This window comes from Pelomonas sp. V22 (assembly GCF_030014915.1).
In the GTDB taxonomy this organism is placed as follows: domain Bacteria; phylum Pseudomonadota; class Gammaproteobacteria; order Burkholderiales; family Burkholderiaceae_C; genus JAUASW01.
In genome coordinates this window covers 478,466-496,643 of the sequence record NZ_JAGIXS010000002.1, presented here as the reverse complement: position 1 = coordinate 496,643, position 18,178 = coordinate 478,466, and the positions used below count along the sequence as shown (strand labels likewise).

The 18,178-nt window shown below is 67.8% G+C and carries 17 protein-coding genes; 9 read left to right on the top strand and 8 right to left on the bottom strand.

Annotated features, from left to right (window positions below; translation table 11 throughout):
- Positions 1–10 precede the first annotated feature (10 nt).
- Together J7U46_RS11600 and J7U46_RS11595 are read right to left on the bottom strand one after the other, a co-directional pair.
- Positions 11–1,522, bottom strand: a complete 1,512-nt coding sequence (locus tag J7U46_RS11600) for a S41 family peptidase (RefSeq protein WP_282825920.1) — start codon at positions 1,520–1,522, stop codon at positions 11–13.
- Positions 1,523–1,607: 85 nt separating this feature from the next.
- Positions 1,608–2,729: a helix-turn-helix domain-containing protein gene (locus J7U46_RS11595; RefSeq protein ID WP_282825919.1), complete on the bottom strand. Its 1,122-nt coding sequence runs from the start codon at positions 2,727–2,729 to the stop codon at positions 1,608–1,610.
- Between the two features lie 161 nt (positions 2,730–2,890).
- Here J7U46_RS11595 and J7U46_RS11590 point away from each other — a divergent pair, with 161 nt between their 5' ends.
- Positions 2,891–3,133 (top strand): hypothetical protein, encoded by a 243-nt coding sequence (locus J7U46_RS11590; protein WP_282825917.1) that lies wholly within the window; start codon positions 2,891–2,893, stop codon positions 3,131–3,133.
- A gap of 48 nt (positions 3,134–3,181) precedes the next feature.
- On the opposite strand, the gene J7U46_RS11585 is transcribed toward J7U46_RS11590, so the two are convergent.
- Complete coding sequence (locus J7U46_RS11585) at positions 3,182–3,619, bottom strand: DsrE family protein (protein WP_282826216.1); 438 nt, start codon at positions 3,617–3,619, stop codon at positions 3,182–3,184.
- A gap of 127 nt (positions 3,620–3,746) precedes the next feature.
- Here J7U46_RS11585 and J7U46_RS11580 point away from each other — a divergent pair, with 127 nt between their 5' ends.
- Complete coding sequence (locus J7U46_RS11580) at positions 3,747–4,841, top strand: histidine kinase (protein WP_282825915.1); 1,095 nt, start codon at positions 3,747–3,749, stop codon at positions 4,839–4,841.
- Positions 4,838–5,650, top strand: coding sequence for a LytTR family DNA-binding domain-containing protein (locus tag J7U46_RS11575; RefSeq protein ID WP_282825913.1), 813 nt, complete (start codon positions 4,838–4,840; stop codon positions 5,648–5,650). Before J7U46_RS11580 ends, J7U46_RS11575 begins: the two co-directional genes overlap by 4 nt.
- Before the next feature lie 25 nt (positions 5,651–5,675).
- Here the strand turns inward: J7U46_RS11575 and J7U46_RS11570 are convergent, their stop codons facing one another.
- From J7U46_RS11570 to kynB, 5 genes are all read right to left on the bottom strand, one after another.
- On the bottom strand, positions 5,676–5,897 hold the full coding sequence (locus J7U46_RS11570) for a hypothetical protein (protein WP_282825911.1): 222 nt from the start codon (positions 5,895–5,897) through the stop codon (positions 5,676–5,678).
- A gap of 137 nt (positions 5,898–6,034) precedes the next feature.
- Positions 6,035–7,846 (bottom strand): aminopeptidase P family protein, encoded by a 1,812-nt coding sequence (locus tag J7U46_RS11565; protein WP_282825909.1) that lies wholly within the window; start codon positions 7,844–7,846, stop codon positions 6,035–6,037.
- A gap of 77 nt (positions 7,847–7,923) precedes the next feature.
- Positions 7,924–8,778 (bottom strand): tryptophan 2,3-dioxygenase, encoded by an 855-nt coding sequence (gene kynA, locus J7U46_RS11560; RefSeq protein ID WP_282825907.1) that lies wholly within the window; start codon positions 8,776–8,778, stop codon positions 7,924–7,926.
- Position 8,779: 1 nt separating this feature from the next.
- Entirely contained in the window at positions 8,780–10,078 is a 1,299-nt protein-coding gene (gene kynU / locus J7U46_RS11555; RefSeq protein ID WP_282825905.1) for a kynureninase, read from the bottom strand.
- 14 nt (positions 10,079–10,092) lie between these two features.
- Positions 10,093–10,716, bottom strand: coding sequence for an arylformamidase (gene kynB / locus J7U46_RS11550; RefSeq protein ID WP_282825903.1), 624 nt, complete (start codon positions 10,714–10,716; stop codon positions 10,093–10,095).
- A gap of 177 nt (positions 10,717–10,893) precedes the next feature.
- Between kynB and J7U46_RS11545 the strand changes: the two genes are divergently transcribed.
- The 6 genes from J7U46_RS11545 (at position 10,894) to J7U46_RS11520 (ending at position 18,177) form a co-directional block, all read left to right on the top strand.
- Positions 10,894–13,230 carry a bifunctional salicylyl-CoA 5-hydroxylase/oxidoreductase gene (locus tag J7U46_RS11545; RefSeq protein ID WP_282825901.1) on the top strand — a complete coding sequence of 779 codons (2,337 nt, stop codon included), beginning with the start codon at positions 10,894–10,896 and terminating at the stop codon, positions 13,228–13,230.
- Entirely contained in the window at positions 13,227–13,973 is a 747-nt protein-coding gene (locus J7U46_RS11540; RefSeq protein ID WP_282825899.1) for an SDR family oxidoreductase, read from the top strand. Before J7U46_RS11545 ends, J7U46_RS11540 begins: the two co-directional genes overlap by 4 nt.
- Positions 13,973–14,497: a MarR family transcriptional regulator gene (locus J7U46_RS11535; RefSeq protein WP_282825897.1), complete on the top strand. Its 525-nt coding sequence runs from the start codon at positions 13,973–13,975 to the stop codon at positions 14,495–14,497. Before J7U46_RS11540 ends, J7U46_RS11535 begins: the two co-directional genes overlap by 1 nt.
- Entirely contained in the window at positions 14,494–15,345 is an 852-nt protein-coding gene (locus J7U46_RS11530) for an enoyl-CoA hydratase family protein (protein ID WP_282825895.1), read from the top strand. Before J7U46_RS11535 ends, J7U46_RS11530 begins: the two co-directional genes overlap by 4 nt.
- Before the next feature lie 82 nt (positions 15,346–15,427).
- Complete coding sequence (locus J7U46_RS11525; RefSeq protein ID WP_282825893.1) at positions 15,428–16,573, top strand: acyl-CoA dehydrogenase family protein; 1,146 nt, start codon at positions 15,428–15,430, stop codon at positions 16,571–16,573.
- Positions 16,570–18,177, top strand: a complete 1,608-nt coding sequence (locus J7U46_RS11520) for an AMP-binding protein (RefSeq protein WP_282825892.1) — start codon at positions 16,570–16,572, stop codon at positions 18,175–18,177. Before J7U46_RS11525 ends, J7U46_RS11520 begins: the two co-directional genes overlap by 4 nt.
- Position 18,178 lies beyond the last annotated feature (1 nt).

Genomic DNA, 18,178 nt, shown 5'->3' with positions numbered 1-18,178 from the left:
GTGTATCCAGCTACTTGCGCCGTTGGGCGATCCTCGCCACCACAGCCTCCATCTCCAGATCGCGCCCCGCTGCCGCGGCCGCGAAGCTGGGTTGCACCAGCAGTTCCGGCGTGACGCTCGCATCGGGCGTGGCCTCGGTGTAGGCGGCAGCCAGCAGCGGAATGTCCACCGCCACGCCGGAATGCGGCAGCACCACCCAGGCGAGTTGGCCGCCGTTCAGGCCGCGCTGGTTCCCGCCGGTGGGCTGGCCCACGAGCGTGGCCGCATGGGCCCGCTGCACAAAGTCGGCGAAGACGAAAGTGGCCGAGCTGTTCTCGGCGCCGACCAGCACGAAGGCCTGTCCCGCGTAAGGCGTGGCCACGGGCGTGATCAGGCCCGGCGACGATGCCTTGGACTTGAGCCGGAACTTGCCGGCGGCCGTGCCTACAGTGATCGGCTCCACATCGCCAGTGCGGTCGAAGAAGCTGTAGTCCCAGGTGTCCAGGTAGCGGGCCAGGGCATAGGGCACGCGCTCGTAGCTGCTGACGTTCTGCAGGCGCTGGTAGCTGAGGGGCTCGCGTATCAGGTGCGAGAGCAGGCGATTGCCGACGGCGCCGTCGCCGCCCTCATTGGCGCGGATGTCGATCACCAGATGGGGCACCTGCTCCCGCTTCAGCCGGGCAAAGCTTTCGTCGATGAAGGCGGCCCAGTCGAACTTGCTGTTCCAAACGCTCCAGCTCGGCATGGTGAGCGTGGCAACGTCTCCGTCGACCTTGAAGGTCCAGGCCTCGGAGGGCGGCGTGAGTCGCCCTCTGGCGCTGAGCGCGGCCTCCCGCTCCGAGAGGCTCACGGCCTGCAGCGCCAGCGTGAGCCGCTCGCCGGATGCGCGCCTCAGCTCGACCCGATAGCGGCCCTCCTGTGGAGGCGAGAGCAGGGGCCACAGCATGTCGAGCTGGCTGTAGTCGTTGCGGTCGTGACTGAGCTGGCGGAGGCGCTTGCCGTCGCTGCTGCCGTCGGCGCGCAGATAGGGCATCAGGCGCTCCACCATCTGCGCCGCGCCGACGCCGTCCACCGCCAGCACCTCATCGCCCGCTGCCACGGCGGGGTCCGCACTGGCCAGCACCAGCCAGCGGCCTTCCACCAGGCCCAGCAGCAGCGGCAGCTTGTTGGCTGGCTCCAGCAGGCCAGTCTTGGCCGCGCCGGCCTGGTTCAGCACGTTGGTCCAGGTATGGCCGCAGCGGATGGCGGCGGCCAGTTCGGTGGCGGCCAGGTACATCTCGGCGGCGCTGCGAGCGGCCTGGCCGCGCTGCTCGAAGCGGGCAAAGGCGGCGCTTATCTCGACCTGGCTGCGGTACTTGGTCAGCGCCGGATGCAGGCTGTTCAGGGCTTTCGTGAGGATGCGGACCTCGCGCGCCGCTTGGTCGGCGCTCAGCGGTTCGGCGCGCACTTCGCTGGCGCTGTCCGTCTGAAGCAGCAGGCAGGCGAGGCCGGCGCTGGCCCAGCGCTGCGCATGGCGTATTAAAAAAGGGAAGGGGCTCGTCATCACGATCTCCGGGGTGGATACAGCCCCGAAGCTAGGGACTCGCGCCGCCGCTGGCGCCTCAAAGCCGCTGAGACGCCCGGGTTTTTTATGATTTGAGACGAGCGGCGTAGGCGCTGGGCGTCTCGCCGGCATAGAGCTTGAAGCAGCGGTTGAAGCTGGCCTTGGAGCTGAAGCCGGCTTCGAGGGCGATGTCGAGCAAGCCGCGCCCGGCATTTCCTGCCTGGAGTGCCTGCTGGATGGCTTCGACCCGCATGCGATTGATCAGCTCGTTGAAGTTCTGACCCAGGCCCTCGTTGAAGGCCCGCGACAGATCGCTGGTGTTGGTGCCCAGCAAGCGGGCCAGTTCCTGCAGACTCAGCTCGGGGTCGCGCCACCAGCCTTGCTCCTGCACCTGCTGCCGCCAGCGCTGGCCGCGCTCGGCCCAATTGATCCCAGCCCGTGCGGCGGGCTGCGGTGGCGGCATGGCAGGTGCGGCCGGCATCTCGGCCCAGACCGGGTAGCGATGCCCGGCATGCCGGTAACCCTCGGTGCCCAGGTAATACGACAGCAAGGCGAACCACAGGTAGAACGGGAACTCCTCGAAGTAGTTCAGCTTGACCACCCAGCGCTGCAGTGCCGCGAGGCCTGCCCACAAGAGCAGCGTGACGCCGAGCGCGATCAGGAAGTTGCGCAGCCACTCCAGGTTGTGGTCCTCGCAGTCGCTGACGCTGTCGGCCAGCCAGCGCTGGTAGCCGCGATAGTCGCGCAGTGACAGGCCCCAGTAGCAGGCGATGGAGGTGAAGGTGGCCAGCTGTTCCAGCGGCACGATGTAGGGCACATGCGTCGCGTCGTTCCAGGCATTCTTGAAAGCCAACGGCCGCACGAAGATCGCGCCGTAGTAGGCCAGTTGCAGCAGCACCGGCGCGAAGTGCCAGCCCCAGCGCGGCGGCAGCTGCGGCCGGCTCAGGCTGCGCGCATAGAAGTACAGCAGCGGCCCGAAGGCGAGCGAGGCCTCATAGGGCAGGTAGGACAGCCAGGGGAAGGCATCGTAAAAGCCGGCATAGCCAATGATGTAGGGCAGCAACTGCAAGGCGATCACCGCCAGCAGCAAGGCCAGGAAACGGTTGGCAACGCGGTTGCGCGGCGTCCACCACAGCAGCAGCATGAACAGGGCGCCATAGAGGGCGCCCAGCAGCAGCACGGTGCTCATGGAGCCGAAGCGGATCAACGCTTGTTCACCTCGTGGTTTCCTTGGACGCGCTATGTTTTACGTGAGCCACAGGGGGCTGGACCATGGGGCACCCCCCACCAAATGACGATATCCGCTGCCCGAGCCGGCGCGCACAGTGCGGCTCTCGCGGTCGCCGTTCTGCCGCGCAGGAGCAGTTCATGCATTTCGAAGAAGTCGACGCCGGGGATTACCGGATCTACGCGGGTGCGATTGAAAAACCCCGTGCCTATGGCTACATCGCCGCCGTCGTGGTGATGCGCGTGCGGGGCGACAAGCCCCGGCGCGAGGCCTATCGCGAGGAAGCGCTGGCCGGCGGCTTTGCCTGGTCCAGCCCGGCCGAGGCCTTGCGCTTTGCCGTCAACGCCGGCCGCGACGTGGTGATGTGCGGCACGGCGGCTTGAAGCCACCTGGCCATCAACGGCAGGCCAGCGCCGGAATCCGGGCCCGGATCAGGGTCGGATGTAGGCGTAGCCCTGGCGCTGCAGCTTGGCCAGGCGCACTACGCCCGAGGGCGTGAACTGCGCTTCGGCGATGAACTGCTCCTTCTTCAGGCCCCGGTTCTTCAGCGTGATCTCGCAGACCTCGAACTTCACGCCCCGGCCCACCAGTTCCTGCACCGCGATCTCGTAGGGATTGCCATTGCGGTCTTTGGCGTCCTGCATCAGGAAATCCACGCCCTGGGCATGGGCCACGACGGTGATCTTGGCCGTGGGGTCGGTGTCGAGATGATTCTTGATGTTGCGCAGGCCGCCCAGCGCCTGGCTGGCGGTGTCGCTCAGGTGGTAGACCACCTGGTCTGGGCCCGTGGCCTGGGCGCTGGCGCTGGACAGTGGCAGCAGGGCCAGGACGGCCAAGCTGCTCAGGGCAATCAGGAATTTGCGGATCATTGTCATGGGAAGCTCCTGGTGGGATGCCGCATTGTGCGTCGCCTCTCAAGGGCCGCAAACCGTCGTTCGTCGCCTGGGCGGGTTCCAACCCTTGGTCGGGCCGCCGCCAGTCGTTACGCTGGCGACCATGACGTCTGGCTCCCCCTCGACCCCCCTGCCGCTGCCCAGCCATCGCGAGGCCTGGCAAGGCTTTGTCGGCTCGCTGTCGGCCCGCCGTGTCGCCCTGGCCCTGGCCCTGGGCGCTCTGGCGGCGGTGCTGCTCGACCCGATCTTCATCACCCCGCTGTCGGTGCTGCTCGGCCGCACCTTGTTCGTCGCCTTGCTGGGCTTGCTCGCTTTCTCGGCCGTAGGCCAATGGCCGCGCAGCCTGCCGCGCTGGCTGGCGCGCTGGTTCCTGCAGGTGGTGGCGGTGGTGCTCACGGTGCCGCTGGCCACCTTGCTGGTCTACCTCGTGTCGGTCGGCGGGGATGTGGCGGTGCTGCTGCGCAGCGAAGGCCGGGTGCTCGGGTTTCTGTGGATCGCCGGCTCCGGCCTGCTGGTGGCGCCGCTGCTGGCCATGGGCGCGCTCTACCGCCAGCGCGACACCGAGGCTCGCAACCAGGCGCTGCGCTTCGAGCTGGAGCGCAGCGAGCTTGAACGGCGGGCGCTGGACGCCCGCTTGCGCCTGTTGCAGGCCCAGGTCGAGCCGCATTTCCTGTTCAACACCTTGGCCAATATCCGCGCCCTGGTCGAGACCGGCTCACCCCAGGCGGCGCCGGTGCTGCGCAGCCTGATCAGCTACCTGCGGGCGGCCATGCCGCGCCTGCATGACGAGACCTCCAACCTCAGCGACGAACTGGGCCTGGTGCGCTCCTACCTGGAGCTGATGCATCTGCGCATGCCCGACCGGCTCAGCTATGCCATCGACCTGCCCGCGAGCCTGCATCGCCTGCGCTTCCCGCCGATGGCGCTGTTGACCCTGGTGGAGAACGCAGTGCGCCACGGCATCGACCCCAGCGAGGTGGGCGGTCGCATCGAGCTGGGCGGCGAGCAAGGGGGCGATGGCCGGGTGCGCATCTGGTGCAGCGACAGCGGCGTCGGCCTGACCCAGTCGGTCGGCTCGGGCACCGGCCTGCGCAATCTGCGTGAGCGCCTGCTGATGTTCTATGGCAGCGACGCCCGCCTGGACCTGACCGAAAACCAGCCCCATGGCCTGCGCGCCGAGATCGAGTTCAAGCCATGAATGCCACCGTCCAGCCCACCGCGTTGATTGCCGACGACGAGCCCTTGCTGCGCGACAGCCTGGCCCGTTCCCTGGCCCAGACCTGGCCGGAGCTGCAGATCGTCGCCCAGGCCCGCAATGGCCGCGAGGCCGTGGAGCTGTTCGAGCAGCACCGGCCCGACATCGTCTTCCTGGACGTGCACATGCCCGGCCTGAACGGCGTGGAAGCGGCCCGTCAGATCGGCCGTCGCGCCCAGCTGGTCTTCGTCACCGCCTATGAGCAGTACGCAGTCCAGGCCTTCGAGCAGGGTGCGCTGGACTACCTGGTCAAGCCCTTCGAGGAGTCGCGCCTGCAGGACACCGTAGCCCGCCTGCGCGAGCGCCTCGGCGACAAGCCGGCGCCTGCGGCGGCACCGATGAACAGCGCCCAGCTGGAAGCCGCCATCGAGCAACTGGCCGATGTGCTGAGGCGGCCGGCCGTGGCGGCGAGCCCGGCGGGTGAGGGCTATCTGCAATGGCTGCGCGCCTCGGTGGGCCAGACGCTGAAGCTGATCCCGGTCGACCAGGTCGATTTCCTGCGCTCGGACGAGAAGTACACGCTGGTGGTCTGGGCCGAAGGGGAGGCCTTGATACGGATGTCGATCCGCGAGCTGATGGAGCAGCTCGACCCCCGCTTCTTTGCCCAGGTCCACCGCTCGGTGGTGGTGAATCTGCGTTCGGTCAGCCACCTGACCCGCGGGCCGAACGAAACGGCCGACATCCATCTGCGCGGCCGCTCCGAGGTGCTGCCGGTCAGCCGCAGCTACCTGCACCTGTTCCGGCAGATGTAGCCAGGAGGATCCCGGCGTCTGGGGCTCAGCGGCTGCTGGGTCGGCCGGTGACCACGACCTTGTCCAATTGCCAGACGGTGACGCCCACCTCGATGGCCTTGACCACCGCCAGCGAAGCCACGACCACGATGGCAATCATCAAGGTCGTGTGCAGCGCGCTGTCGGAGAAGCGGTGCAGGTAGGTCTTGGGGCCCTGCGGCTGATGGCGCCAGCTGCGGGCGGTGGCGAGAAGGCTCTTGGTGTTCATGATGCGCTCCTGCTGTTTCCTGCTGCAGGGCCGCCGAAGCGGCGGCCTCTGCAAACAAGTCTAGGTGCCCATCCGGAGCGCTTCCAGGCCGGTCAAGGCTAGGAAATCGCCTTTCGTCGCTCGATTCCGGCGCTGATTCAGATCGCCGCGGTGCGCTCCATCAGCCAGGCCAGGGCCGCACCCTCGACCAGGGGCTGGAGGCTGCGGCGCACCTCGGCGTGGTAGCGGTTCAGCCAGGCGATCTCGTCCGGGCGCATCAGGGCCAGGTCGATGCAGCGGGTGTCGATCGGGCACAGCGTCAGCGTTTCGAAGGTCAGCATGTCGCCGAACTGGCCGTTCTCGGTGGTCTCGAGCGCCACGTTGAGCACCAGGTTCTCGATGCGCACGCCCCATTGGCCGGGACGGTAGATGCCCGGCTCGATGGAGGTGATCATGCCGGGCTCCATCGCCATCGTGGCTTCCGGCACGGCCTTGGAGATGCTCTGCGGGCCTTCGTGCACGTTCATGAAATAGCCAACGCCGTGGCCCGTGCCATGGCCGTAGTCGAGGCCCTGCTCCCACAGCGGCGCGCGGGCGATGGCGTCCAGCATGGGGCTCAGCGTGCCGCGCGGGAAGCAGGTGCGCGAGAGTGCCAGCGTGCCCTTCAGCACCAGGGTGTAGTCGCGCTTCTGCGCGGCGCTGACCTGGCCGATGGGCCAGACGCGGGTGATGTCGGTCGTGCCGCCCAGGTACTGGCCGCCGGAGTCGATCAGCAAGAGGCCGTCGCCCTTGATCTCGCTGTGCGATTCCTCGGTGGCGCGGTAGTGGGGCAAGGCGCCGTTGGCATTGAAGCCGGCGATGGTGTTGAAGCTCAGGCCCTTGAAGCCCGGGCGGCGCGCGCGGGCGGCGCTCAGGTGCTCGTCCACGGTCAGCTCGGTGATGCGCTCGCCGGCGGCCAAGGCGGCCTCGAACCAGGCGTAGAACTCGCACATGGCGGCGCCGTCCTGGGCCATGGCTTCGCGCACATGGACGGCCTCGTCGGCGGTCTTGCGGCTCTTGGCCAGGGTGCTGGGGTTGATCGCCTCGATCACGCGCACGGCGGCCGGCACGGCTTCGCGCAGGCCCAGGGTCACGCGGCGCGGGTCGACCAGCAGCGTGGCCGAAGCGGGCAGGGCGGCCAGGGCGGCGGGGGCCTGCTCATAGGCAGCGATCTTCACGCCGTCGCTAGCCAAGCGGGCCTGCAGCGCCGCATCGATCTTGCCGGGCGCGATGAACAGCGTGGCCTGCTCGCCATCCAGCAGCAGATGAGCCATGAAGACCGGGTTGTAGCTGACGTCGGCGCCGCGCAGGTTGAGCAGCCAAGCCACGTCGTCGACGGTGGAGATGAAGTGGTGGCTGGCACCCCGGGCGGCCATGGCGGCACGCACATGGGCGAGCTTGTCCGCGCGGCTGACGCTCGCCTGCGGTGGCAGGTGCTCGTAGACGGCGGCCGTCGGCAGGCCGGCGCGGTCGTCCCAGCTGCTGGCAATCACGTCGACTTGCGTGTTCAGGTTCAGGCCGGCGCTGCTCAGCGCCGTGCGGATCTGCTGCGCGAGGGCGAGGCCCAGCACCTGACCATCCACGGCCAGCGTCTGGCCCTTCGGCAGATTGGCGACGATCCAGTCGATGTAGTTGGAGGCGGCGGCCGTCATCACCTTGACGAGGGTGATGCCCGTGCCGGCCAGCTCGGCCTCGGCCTGCGTCCAGTAGCGGCTGTCGGCGAACAAGGCGGCGCCGTCCAGCGTCACGACCAGGGTGGCCACCGAGCCGGTGAAGCCCGAAGCCCATTGGCGGCCCTGCCAGCGATCGGGCAGGTATTCGGAGAGGTGGGGGTCAGCCGAGGGGATCAGCGCGGCGTGGCAGCCGTTGGCGCGCAGAGCGTCGCGGATGCGCTCAAGGCGCAGCGTGATGGTGTGGGTACGGGTGTCCATTCGGCGCTTCTCTCCAGGATGCGGCCGGGCCTCGTGGGCCGGGCGCTGGGCTTTCGGGGGCAGAAGCGCCGATTCTCCTATAGCTCGGTGCGCAGCGCCCAAAGCTCAGGGAACAGGACCACGTCTAGCATCTTGCGCAGGTAGCTGACGCCGCCCGTGCCGCCGGTGCCGCGCTTGAAGCCAATGACCCGTTCGACCGTGGTGACATGGCGGAAGCGCCAGAGCCGGAAGGCGTCTTCCAGGTCTACCAGTTCCTCGCCCATCTGGTAGAGGTCCCAATGGCTCTTCGGGTCTCGATAGACCGAAAGCCAGCCGGCCTTGACCTCGTCGCTCATCACATAGGCCCCTGTCCAGTCACGCTGTGTGTGGCTCTCGGGCATGGCGATGCCGCGGCGTGCCATCAGGCGCAGCACCTCGTCGTACAGCGAGGGCGACTGGTAGGCGGCCTGTACCTGGTTGAGCAAGTCGGGCCGGTGGGCATGGGGCTTCAGCATCGCCGGGTTCTTGTTGCCCAGCATGAACTCGATCTCGCGGTACTGCCAGCTCTGGAAGCCGCTGCTGCTCGAGAGGTAAGGCCGGATCGCCGTGTACTCGGGCGGCGTCATCGTCGACAGCACGTCCCAGGCATGGACCAGCTGCTCCATGATGCGCGAGACCCGCGCCAGCATCTTGAAGGCTTCGGGCAACTGGTCGCTGGCCACGCAGGCCACGGCGCCATGCAGCTCGTGCAGCATCAGCTTCATCCACAGCTCTGAGGTCTGGTGCTGGATGATGAAGAGCATCTCGTTGTGCTCGGGCGAGAGCGGCTTCTGGGCGCTGAGGATCTGGTCCAGCTGCAGGTAGTCGCCGTAGCTCATGTCTTTCGAAAAATCCAGCTGCGCGCCTTCTTCCTTGACGATGGACTCGGTCGGGTGTTGGTGAGGGCAGCTCATCTCAGGTCACCGCTGCTTTCTGGTTGAAACGAGCCTCTCGCCATTCTTCGCTCGACAGCACGGCATGCAGGTGCTCGACCGCATCGAAGACTTCGGCGTAGCCGATGTAGAGCGGCGTGAAGCCAAAACGCAGGATGTGCGGCACCTCGGCGAGCCGAGCCGGGTCGCCGGCACGGAAGTCGCCGATCACGCCGCGCGCGATCAGGGCCTGCATCACCGCATAGCCCGCTTCCTGCAGCGGCGCAGCGAGGCTCAGGCAGACCTGGCTGCCGCGCTGCTTGGCCTCGCGCGGCGAGGAGAGCCGCACGCCGAGCGACCCGCAGCGCGCCTCGGCCAGCTCGATGAAGAGCTCGCACAGCGCCACCGACTTGTGGCGCAGGGCCGCCATGCCGCCGAAGGGCTCAGCTGCGAGCAGCGTATCGACCCCACACTCCAGCGCCGCCGTCGAGAGGATGGCGGGCGTGCCGGCGATGTAGCGACGGATGCCGGGTGCCGGTTGGTAGTTGGGCGTGAACTGGAAGGGCGCGGCATGGCCGAGCCAGCCGGACAGCGGTTGCCAGAAGCGTTCGGCATGCTTGGGATTCACCCAGACAAAGGCCGGCGCACCGGGGCCGCCGTTCAAGTACTTGTAGCCGCAGCCGACGGCGAAGTCGGCCCCGGCGCCGTTCAGGTCCACCTCGTGCGCTCCGGCCGAATGGGCCAGGTCCCAGATCACCAGCGCGCCCGCCGCGTGGGCAGCCGAAGTGACGGCCTTCATGTCGTGCATGTAGCCGCTGCGATAGTTCACCTGGGTCAGCATCAGCACGGCCAGCTCGCTGTTCAGCGCGGCAGGCAGGTCTTCCACCGCATCGATCAGGCGCAGCTCGGCCCCATGCTGGCGCGCCAGGCTTTCGGCGATGTAAAGGTCGGTCGGGAAATTGCTGCGCTCCGAGACGATCACGCGGCGCTCGGGCGCGTCGGCGCGCGCCATCTGCAGGGCGGCGGACAGCACCTTGTAGAGATTCAGCGAGGTCGAATCGGCCACCACGCATTCGCCGGGACGAGCACCGATCAGGCGGCCGATCTTGTCGCCGATGCGGCCCGGCAGGTCCATCCAGCCGGCCGTGTTCCAGCTCTTGATCAGGTCGGTGCCCCATTCCTGCTGGATCACCTGCTGCACGCGGGCGGCCGTCTCGCGCGGCAGCACGCCGAGCGAATTGCCGTCCAGGTAGATCACGCCGGGCGGCAGGCTGAACAGATGGCGCAGCTCGCGCAGCGTGTCTTCGTCGTCGAGGACTTGGCAGTCTTGTCGGGTTCTCATGGTCATCGTCGTCATCACAGTTCTCGGAGCACGGCACGCACCGGCGAGGCGCAGGCGCCGGCCAGCTTCAGCGGCAGGGCGATCAGCTCGTAGTCGCCTTCCGGCACCTCATCCAGCACCAGGTTCTCCAGCACGCGCAGTTGCAGGCGCAAGAGCTGCTGATGGCTGTCCAGGGTCTTGCTGCTGGCGGGGTCGACTGAGGGCGTGTCGAGGCCAATCAGCTTCACGCCTTGCGCCGCCAGCCATTCCACCGTCTCGGGCGCATAGGCGGTGAAGCCGGGGTTCCATTGCTCGTCGGCCTTCTGGCAGCAGCGCACCAGCACACGGGGCGGTAGGTCAGCGGTGGCATGTTGCAAATGCTCGATGCGAATCAGCGGCCCGCAGTTGATCGCATGAATCACGCGGCAAGGGCCCAGGTAGGCCTGCAGGTCGACCTCGGCGGCACTCGCCTCGCCATTGCCATAGTGCAGCGGCGCATCGGCATGGGCGCCGACATGGGGCGACATGGTGATCGCGCTCAAGTTGACCGGGCAGTCCGGCGACAGCCGTGCGGTCCAGCGCAGGGCATAGGGCTCGTCGCCGGGAAAGATCGGCGCTGCGGGCGAGACGGTGGGCGAGATGTCCCAGAGGCGTGGCATGGCGAGGTGTTCAGCGGATGAAATTCGGGCCGGACCTTAGCAAGGATGCCTGGGCCGTGGTGTCGGTTAATTCCAACGAGCTGTCAAGGCGGTGGCCGGTGTTTCTATCTAGTTGACGCTTCAACTATCTAGGCCTAAAGTGCGCCGAACTCAGAACCGCGAGTCGACAGCAACACCATGCGCATCTGCTGCATAGGCGGCGGCCCCGCCGGCCTCTATTTCGCCCTCCTGATGAAGAAGCAGAACCCCGCCCACGAGGTGGTGGTGCTGGAGCGCAACCGCGCCGGCGACACCTTCGGCTGGGGCGTGGTCTTTTCCGACCAGACGCTGGCCGCCTTGCGCGAGGCCGACCCACAGAGCGCAGCCGAGATCCTCGACGCTTTCAACCACTGGGACGACATTGCCGTCCACATAGCCGGTGAGACGGTGGTCTCGGGTGGCCATGGTTTCTGCGGCATAGGCCGCAAGCAACTGCTGTCCATCCTGCAGCGCCGTTGCCTGGAATTGGGCGTCGAGCTGCGCTACGAGCAGGACGTGCAGGACGATGCCGGCATCGAGGCCGACCTGATCATTGCGGCCGATGGCCTGAACAGCCGCCTGCGCCAGAAATACGCCGCCACCTACCAGCCCGATATCGACCTGCGCAATTGCCGTTTCGTCTGGCTCGGCACGAAGAAGCTGTTCGACGCCTTCACTTTCGACTTTCAGGAGACCGAATGGGGCTGGTTCCAGGCCCACGCCTACAAGTTCGACGGCGAGACCTCGACCTTCATCGTCGAGACGCCCGAGGCGGTCTGGCAGGCCGCCGGCCTGGAGCAGATGACGAAGGAGGAGGGCATCGCCTTCTGCGAGAGGCTGTTCGCCAAGGTGCTGGACGGGCATTCGCTGATGTCGAACGCCGCCCACCTGCGCGGCTCGGCGCAATGGATTCGTTTTCCGCGCGTGGTCTGCAAGACCTGGGTGCACCACAACGGCAAGGTGCCCGTCGTGCTGATGGGCGATGCCGCCCACACGGCTCATTTCTCCATCGGCTCCGGCACCAAGCTGGCCTTGGAGGATGCTATCGATCTCGCCCGTGATATCGGAGCTCGCCCGGGCGATCTGAAGGCTGCGCTCGACGCCTACCAGGCCACGCGCAGCATCGAGGTGCTGCGCATCCAGAACGCGGCGCGCAACTCGACCGAATGGTTCGAGAACGTGGAGCGCCATGCGCGGCTCGACCCGCAGCAGTTCGCCTATTCGCTCTTGACCCGCTCGCAGCGCATCTCGCACGAGAACCTGCGCCTGCGTGACCCGCGCTACGTGGGCGGCTTCGAGCGCTGGTTGGCAAAGCAGTCGGGCCTGGACGCGCAGGTGCCACCGATGTTCACGCCGTTCCAGCTGCGCGGCCTCACGTTGAAGAACCGCGTCGTCGTCTCGCCGATGGCGCAGTACAGCTGCGTGGACGGCCTGCCGGCCGACTACCACCTGGTCCACCTCGGCGCCCGTGCCATGGGCGGTGCCGGCCTGGTGTTCGCCGAGATGAGCTGCACCTCACCCGATGCCCGCATCACGCTGGGCTGCCCGGGCCTCTGGAACGACGAGCAGATGCAGGGCTGGCGGCGCATCGTCGATCACGTTCACCAGCGCACCAGCGCCAAGATCGCCATGCAGCTGGGCCATGCCGGACCCAAGGGATCGACCCGCGTGCCCTGGCAGGGCGGTGAGGATCTGCCGCTGGAATCGGGCAACTGGCCGCTGCTGGCCGCATCAAGCCAGCAGTACCTGAACGGCATCAGCCAGACCGCCAAGCCCATGGACCGCGCCGATATGGACCGGGTCCGCGACGACTTCGTCGCCGCCACCCGGCGCGCGGCCGAGGCCGGCTTCGACTGGCTGGAGCTGCACTGCGCCCATGGCTATCTGCTGTCGAGCTTCATCTCGCCGCTGACCAATCACCGGGACGATGAGTACGGCGGCAGCCTGGAAAACCGGCTGCGTTACCCGCTCGAAGTCTTCCGCGCGATGCGCGCCGCCTGGCCCGACGAGCGGCCGATGTCAGTGCGGATCTCCGCGCATGACTGGGTGGCGGGCGGCATCACGCCGGAAGATTCGGTGCAAATCGCGGCCGCCTTCAAGGCCGCCGGTGCCGACCTGATCGACGTGTCCTCCGGCCAGGTCAGCAAGGCGCAAAAGCCGGTCTACGGCCGCATGTACCAGACACCGTTCTCCGAGAACATCCGCAACCGCGTGGGCATCGCCACCATCGCCGTGGGCGCCATCTCCGAGGCCGACCATGTGAACAGCATCATCGCCGCCGGCCGCGCCGACCTCTGCGCCGTGGCGCGGCCGCACCTGGCCAACCCGGCCTGGACACTGACCGAGGCCGCGCGCATCGGCTATGCGGGCCCTGCGGGCCTGGACTGGCCCTTGCCCTATCTTTCCGGCAAGCAGCAGCTGGAGCGCGAGTTCGAGCGCCAGCGTGGCGCCGGCCTCGCGGCGGCCGAGCAGGCCAACAAGGCGCTGGGCGTATGACGGCGCCCTTGCACGCAGTCGTCACCGGCGGTGGCAGCGGCATCGGTGCTGCTGTTGCGGTCTCGCTGCTGAAGGAGGGGCATCAGGTCACGCTGATGGGTCGAAACCTGCAGCGCTTGCAGGCGCAGCAGCAGAGGCTGGGCGATGTGGCCGTGCAAGTCTGCGATGTGGGCGACGAGGCCAGCGTGTCGGCGGCTTTCGCGGCCATCGCCCCGGTCGACCTGCTGATCAACAACGCGGGCCAGGTCGAGACCGCGCCGCTGGCCAAGACTTCGCTCGAGGCCTGGCAGCGGATGCTGAACGTCAACCTCACGGGCACTTTCCTCTGCAGCCGCGCGGTGATTCCGGCAATGCGCGAGCGCGGCTTTGGCCGCATCGTCAACGTGGCCAGCACGGCAGGGCTCAAGGGCTATGCCTATGTGGCGGCCTATTGCGCGGCCAAGCATGGTGTGGTGGGCATGACGCGCGCGCTGGCGCTGGAGCTGGCGAAAAGCGGCATCACGGTCAATGCCGTCTGCCCCGGCTATACCGAGACCGAGATCGTTGCCACGGCGATCGAGACCATCCAGGCCAAGACCGGCCGCACGGCCGACGAGGCCCTCGCCGAGTTGGCCAAGGCGAATCCGCAAGGTCGCCTGATCGCGCCGGAAGAGGTGGCTGCCAGCGTGCTTTGGCTCACCCGCCCCGAGGCGGGCGGCGTCAATGGACAAGCCATCGCCATCTGCGGCGGGGAGACCGCCTGATGGCCTTGCAGGACCAAGCCGGACCCGACCCCGACCTGGAATCGCGGGTCAGCGACGACGACCACCAGGCGCTCAAGCTCTGGCTGCGCCTGCTGGCCTGCACCACGCGGGTCGAGGACCAGATCCGCGCACGGCTGCGCGGGGAGTTCGGCACCACCTTGCCGCGCTTCGACCTGCTCGCCCAGCTGGAGCGTCATCCGCAGGGGCTCACGATGCGCGAGCTCTCAAGGCGCCTGATGGTCACCGGCGGCAATGTCACCGGCATCACCGACCAGCTGGAGGCCGAAGGCCTGGTGCTGCGCGAAACCCATCCCAGCGACCGCCGCTCGTTCACCGTGCGGCTCACGCCGGCCGGCCGCCGCCAGTTCAAGCGCTGGGCTGCGACGCATGAGCAATGGGTGGTGGAGCTGTTGAGCGGTTGGAGCGCGGAAGACAAGCAGCAGGTCTATGGCCTGCTCTCCGGCCTGAAGAGCCATTTGCTGATGCTGGAAAGCCAGCACAAGACCAAGGACGCATCGCCATGACGGCATCGAAGAACACGCACCTGCAGGGCGGCAACCTGCAAAGCCTAGCGGGCTGGCAGCCCCAGCATTTCGGCTGGCGCATCGAGGGCGCGGTTGGCCTGATCACCCTGAACCGGCCCGAGCGCAAGAATCCGCTCACCTTCGAGTCCTATGCCGAGCTGCGCGATCTGTTCCGCCGCCTGGAATACGTGGATGAGGTGCGGGCCATCGTGGTGCAGGGCGCTGGTGGCAACTTCTGCTCGGGCGGCGATGTGCACGAGATCATCGGCCCGCTCACGCAGATGCCCATGCCCGACCTGCTGGCCTTCACCCGCATGACCGGCGACCTGGTCAAGGCCATGCGCGCCTGCCCGCAGCCCATCATCGCGGCCATCGACGGCGTCTGCGCCGGCGCCGGCGCCATCATGGCGATGGCCTCGGACCTGCGCGTGGCCACGGCCCGCAGCAAGACGGCTTTCCTGTTTACCCGCGTGGGCCTGGCCGGCTGCGACATGGGCGCCTGCGCCATCCTGCCGCGCATCGTGGGCCAGGGCAGGGCCTCGGACCTGCTCTACAGCGGCCGCTCGCTCGGCGGCGAGGAGGGCCTGAGCTGGGGCTTCTTCAACCGCCTGCACGAGCCCGAGGCGCTGCTGGATGAAGCCATGCAATGGGCCGCGCAGATCGCCACGGGCCCCAGCTTCGGCCATGCGATGACCAAGAAGATGCTGCACCAGGAATGGTCCATGGGCGTGGACGAGGCCATCGAATCCGAGGCGCAAGCCCAGGCCATCTGCATGATGACGCAGGACTTCCACCGGGCGTATCACGCCTTCGTGGCGAAGCAGAAGCCAGAGTTCAAGGGAGATTGAGATGACAGCCCCCACACTCGCTTCGCTCATTGCCCCCCGAGGGGGCGCTCTGGGGACTACGGGCGGCCGGGCGTCCCCTGAGGTGGAACATCTCGATTGGCCGTTCTTCGACGACAAGCATCGAGAGCTCGCGTCAGCGCTCGATGCCTGGTGTGTTCCGCACCTGGCTCACGTCGACCACAGCGACATCGACGCCGCCTGCAAGGGCCTGGTCAAGGCCTTGGGCGAAGGCGGCTGGCTGAAGCATGCCATTGCTGGCACCGCGCTCGGCGGCTCGGCCGAGGTGATCGATACCCGCGCCATCTGCCTGCTGCGCGAGACGCTGGCGCGCTACGACGGCCTCGCCGACTTCGCCTTCGCGATGCAGGGCCTGGGCTCCGGCGCAATCTCGCTGGCCGGCACGCCGGAGCAGCGCCAGCGCTACCTGCCGCGCGTGGCACGCGGCGAGGCGCTGGCCGCCTTCGCCTTGTCGGAGCCGCATGCCGGGTCGGACGTGGCCGCGCTGCGTTGCGAGGCCTTCGACGATGGCGACAGCTATGTGCTGGACGGCGACAAGACCTGGATTTCCAACGGCGGCATTGCCGACTTCTATGTGGTGTTCGCCCGCACCGGTGAGCAGCCGGGCTCGCGTGGTATCTCGGCTTTCATCGTCGACGCGGACACGCCTGGCCTGGAGATCGCCGAGCGCATCGAGGTGATGGCGCCGCATCCGCTCGCGACGCTGCATTTCCGGGGCTGCCGCGTGCCGAAGTCGCAGCGCATCGGTGCGGCCGGCGAGGGCTTCAAGATTGCGATGCGCACGCTCGACGTGTTCCGTACCTCGGTGGCCGCCGCCGCCCTGGGCTTTGGCCGCCGCGCGCTGCAGGAGGGCCTCGATCAAGCCAAGACAAGACCCATGTTCGGCGCCCATTTGGCCGACCTGCCGCTGGCCCAGGCCAAGCTGGCCGACATGGCCTGCAAGATCGACAGCGCCGCCTTGCTGGTCTACCGCGCCGCCTGGCTGCGCGACCAGGGCAAGCCCATCACCAAGGAAGCCGCCATGGCCAAGCTGGTGGCGACCGAGAGCGCGCAGTCGGTGATCGACTCGGCCCTGCAACTGTTCGGCGGGCGCGGCGTGCGCATGGGCGAGGTGCTGGAGTCGCTGTACCGCGAGATCCGGCCGCTGCGCATCTACGAGGGCGCGAGCGAGGTGCAGCAACTGATCATCGGGAGAGAGCTTCTGAAATGAGCGCGCACATCGATACCTTCGCCCGCGACCACCTGCCGCCGGCCGAGCAGTGGCCGGAGCTGGTCTTCGACCTGCCCGAGCTGCAGTTCCCCGCGCGGCTGAATTGCGCGACCGAGTTGCTGGACCGGTGGCCGGAGCTAGGCCATGGCAAGCAGCCTTGCCTGCGCGGCGGCGGCGTCGAGTGGACCTACGAGCAACTGCAGGCCGAGGCCAATCGCATTGCTCATGTGCTGGTCGAGGACCTGGGCGTCGTGCCCGGCAACCGCGTGCTCTTGCGCGGCGCCAACACGCCGCAGCTCGCGGCCTGCTGGTTTGCCGTGATGAAGGCGGGTGCGATTGCTGTGGCCACGATGCCGCTCTTGCGCGCCAAGGAGTTGGGCCAGGTCCTCCAGAAGGCCGAGGTCAGCCATGCGCTCTGCGACGCGGCCCTGGCTGAGGAGTTGCAGGCCGCGCAGGCGCAGTGCCCTGTGTTGAAGCAAACGCTGCTGTTCCGCAGCACAGCGCCTGAGGGCCTGGAGGCGCGGGCTGCTGCCAAGCCTGCGCAGTTCAAGAACGTGGACACGGCGGCCGACGACGTGGCCTTGATTGCCTTCACCTCGGGCACGACCGGCCAGCCCAAGGGCACGATGCATTTCCATCGCGACGTGATCGCGATCTGCCGCTGCTGGCCGCCGCATTGCCTGCGCGCCGAAGCGAGCGATGTGTTCATCGGCAGCCCGCCGCTGGCCTTCACCTTCGGCCTCGGTGGTCTCTTGCTGTTTCCGATGAGCGTGGGTGCTTCCACCGTGCTGCTGGAGAAGGCCTCGCCCGATGCGCTGCTGGCCGCCATCGCGCAGCACCGCGCCACCGTCTGCTTCACCGCGCCGACCTCGTACCGCGCGATGGCACCGCAGGTCGGCAACTTCGACTTGAAGAGCCTGCGCAAATGCGTCAGCGCCGGCGAGGCCTTGCCGGCCGCGACCCATGCACTGTGGAAGCAGGCCACCGGCATCGAGCTGATCGATGGCATCGGCGCGACCGAGCTCTTGCACATCTTCATCTCACACGACGAGGCCGGCGCCAAGCCTGGCGCCACCGGTCGTGCCGTGCCCGGCTACCGCGCCTGCGTGCTCGGCGACGAGGGCCAGGTCTTGCCTGCGGGCCAGGTGGGGCGACTCGCCGTCAAGGGCCCGACCGGCTGCCGTTACCTCGCCGACGACCGCCAGCTCGGCTATGTGCTGAACGGCTGGAACCTGACCGGCGATGCCTACCTGCAGGATGAGGCCGGCTACTTCGTCTACCAGGCCCGCACAGACGACATGATCATCTCGGGCGGCTACAACATCGCCGGGCCCGAGGTGGAGAGCGCCTTGCTCGCCCATCCGGCCGTGGCCGAATGCGGCGTGGTCGGCGTGCCGGATGAGGAACGCGGCCAGATCGTCAAGGCCTTCGTCGTGCTGCGCGAAGGCCAGGTCGGCGATGCGGCCCTGGTCAAGACGCTGCAGGATTTCGTCAAGGCCACGATTGCGCCCTACAAGTACCCCCGTGCGATAGAGTTCCGCGCGACCCTGCCACGCACCGAGACCGGCAAGCTGCAGCGGTTCCGCCTGAAGCAATCCAGCTGAT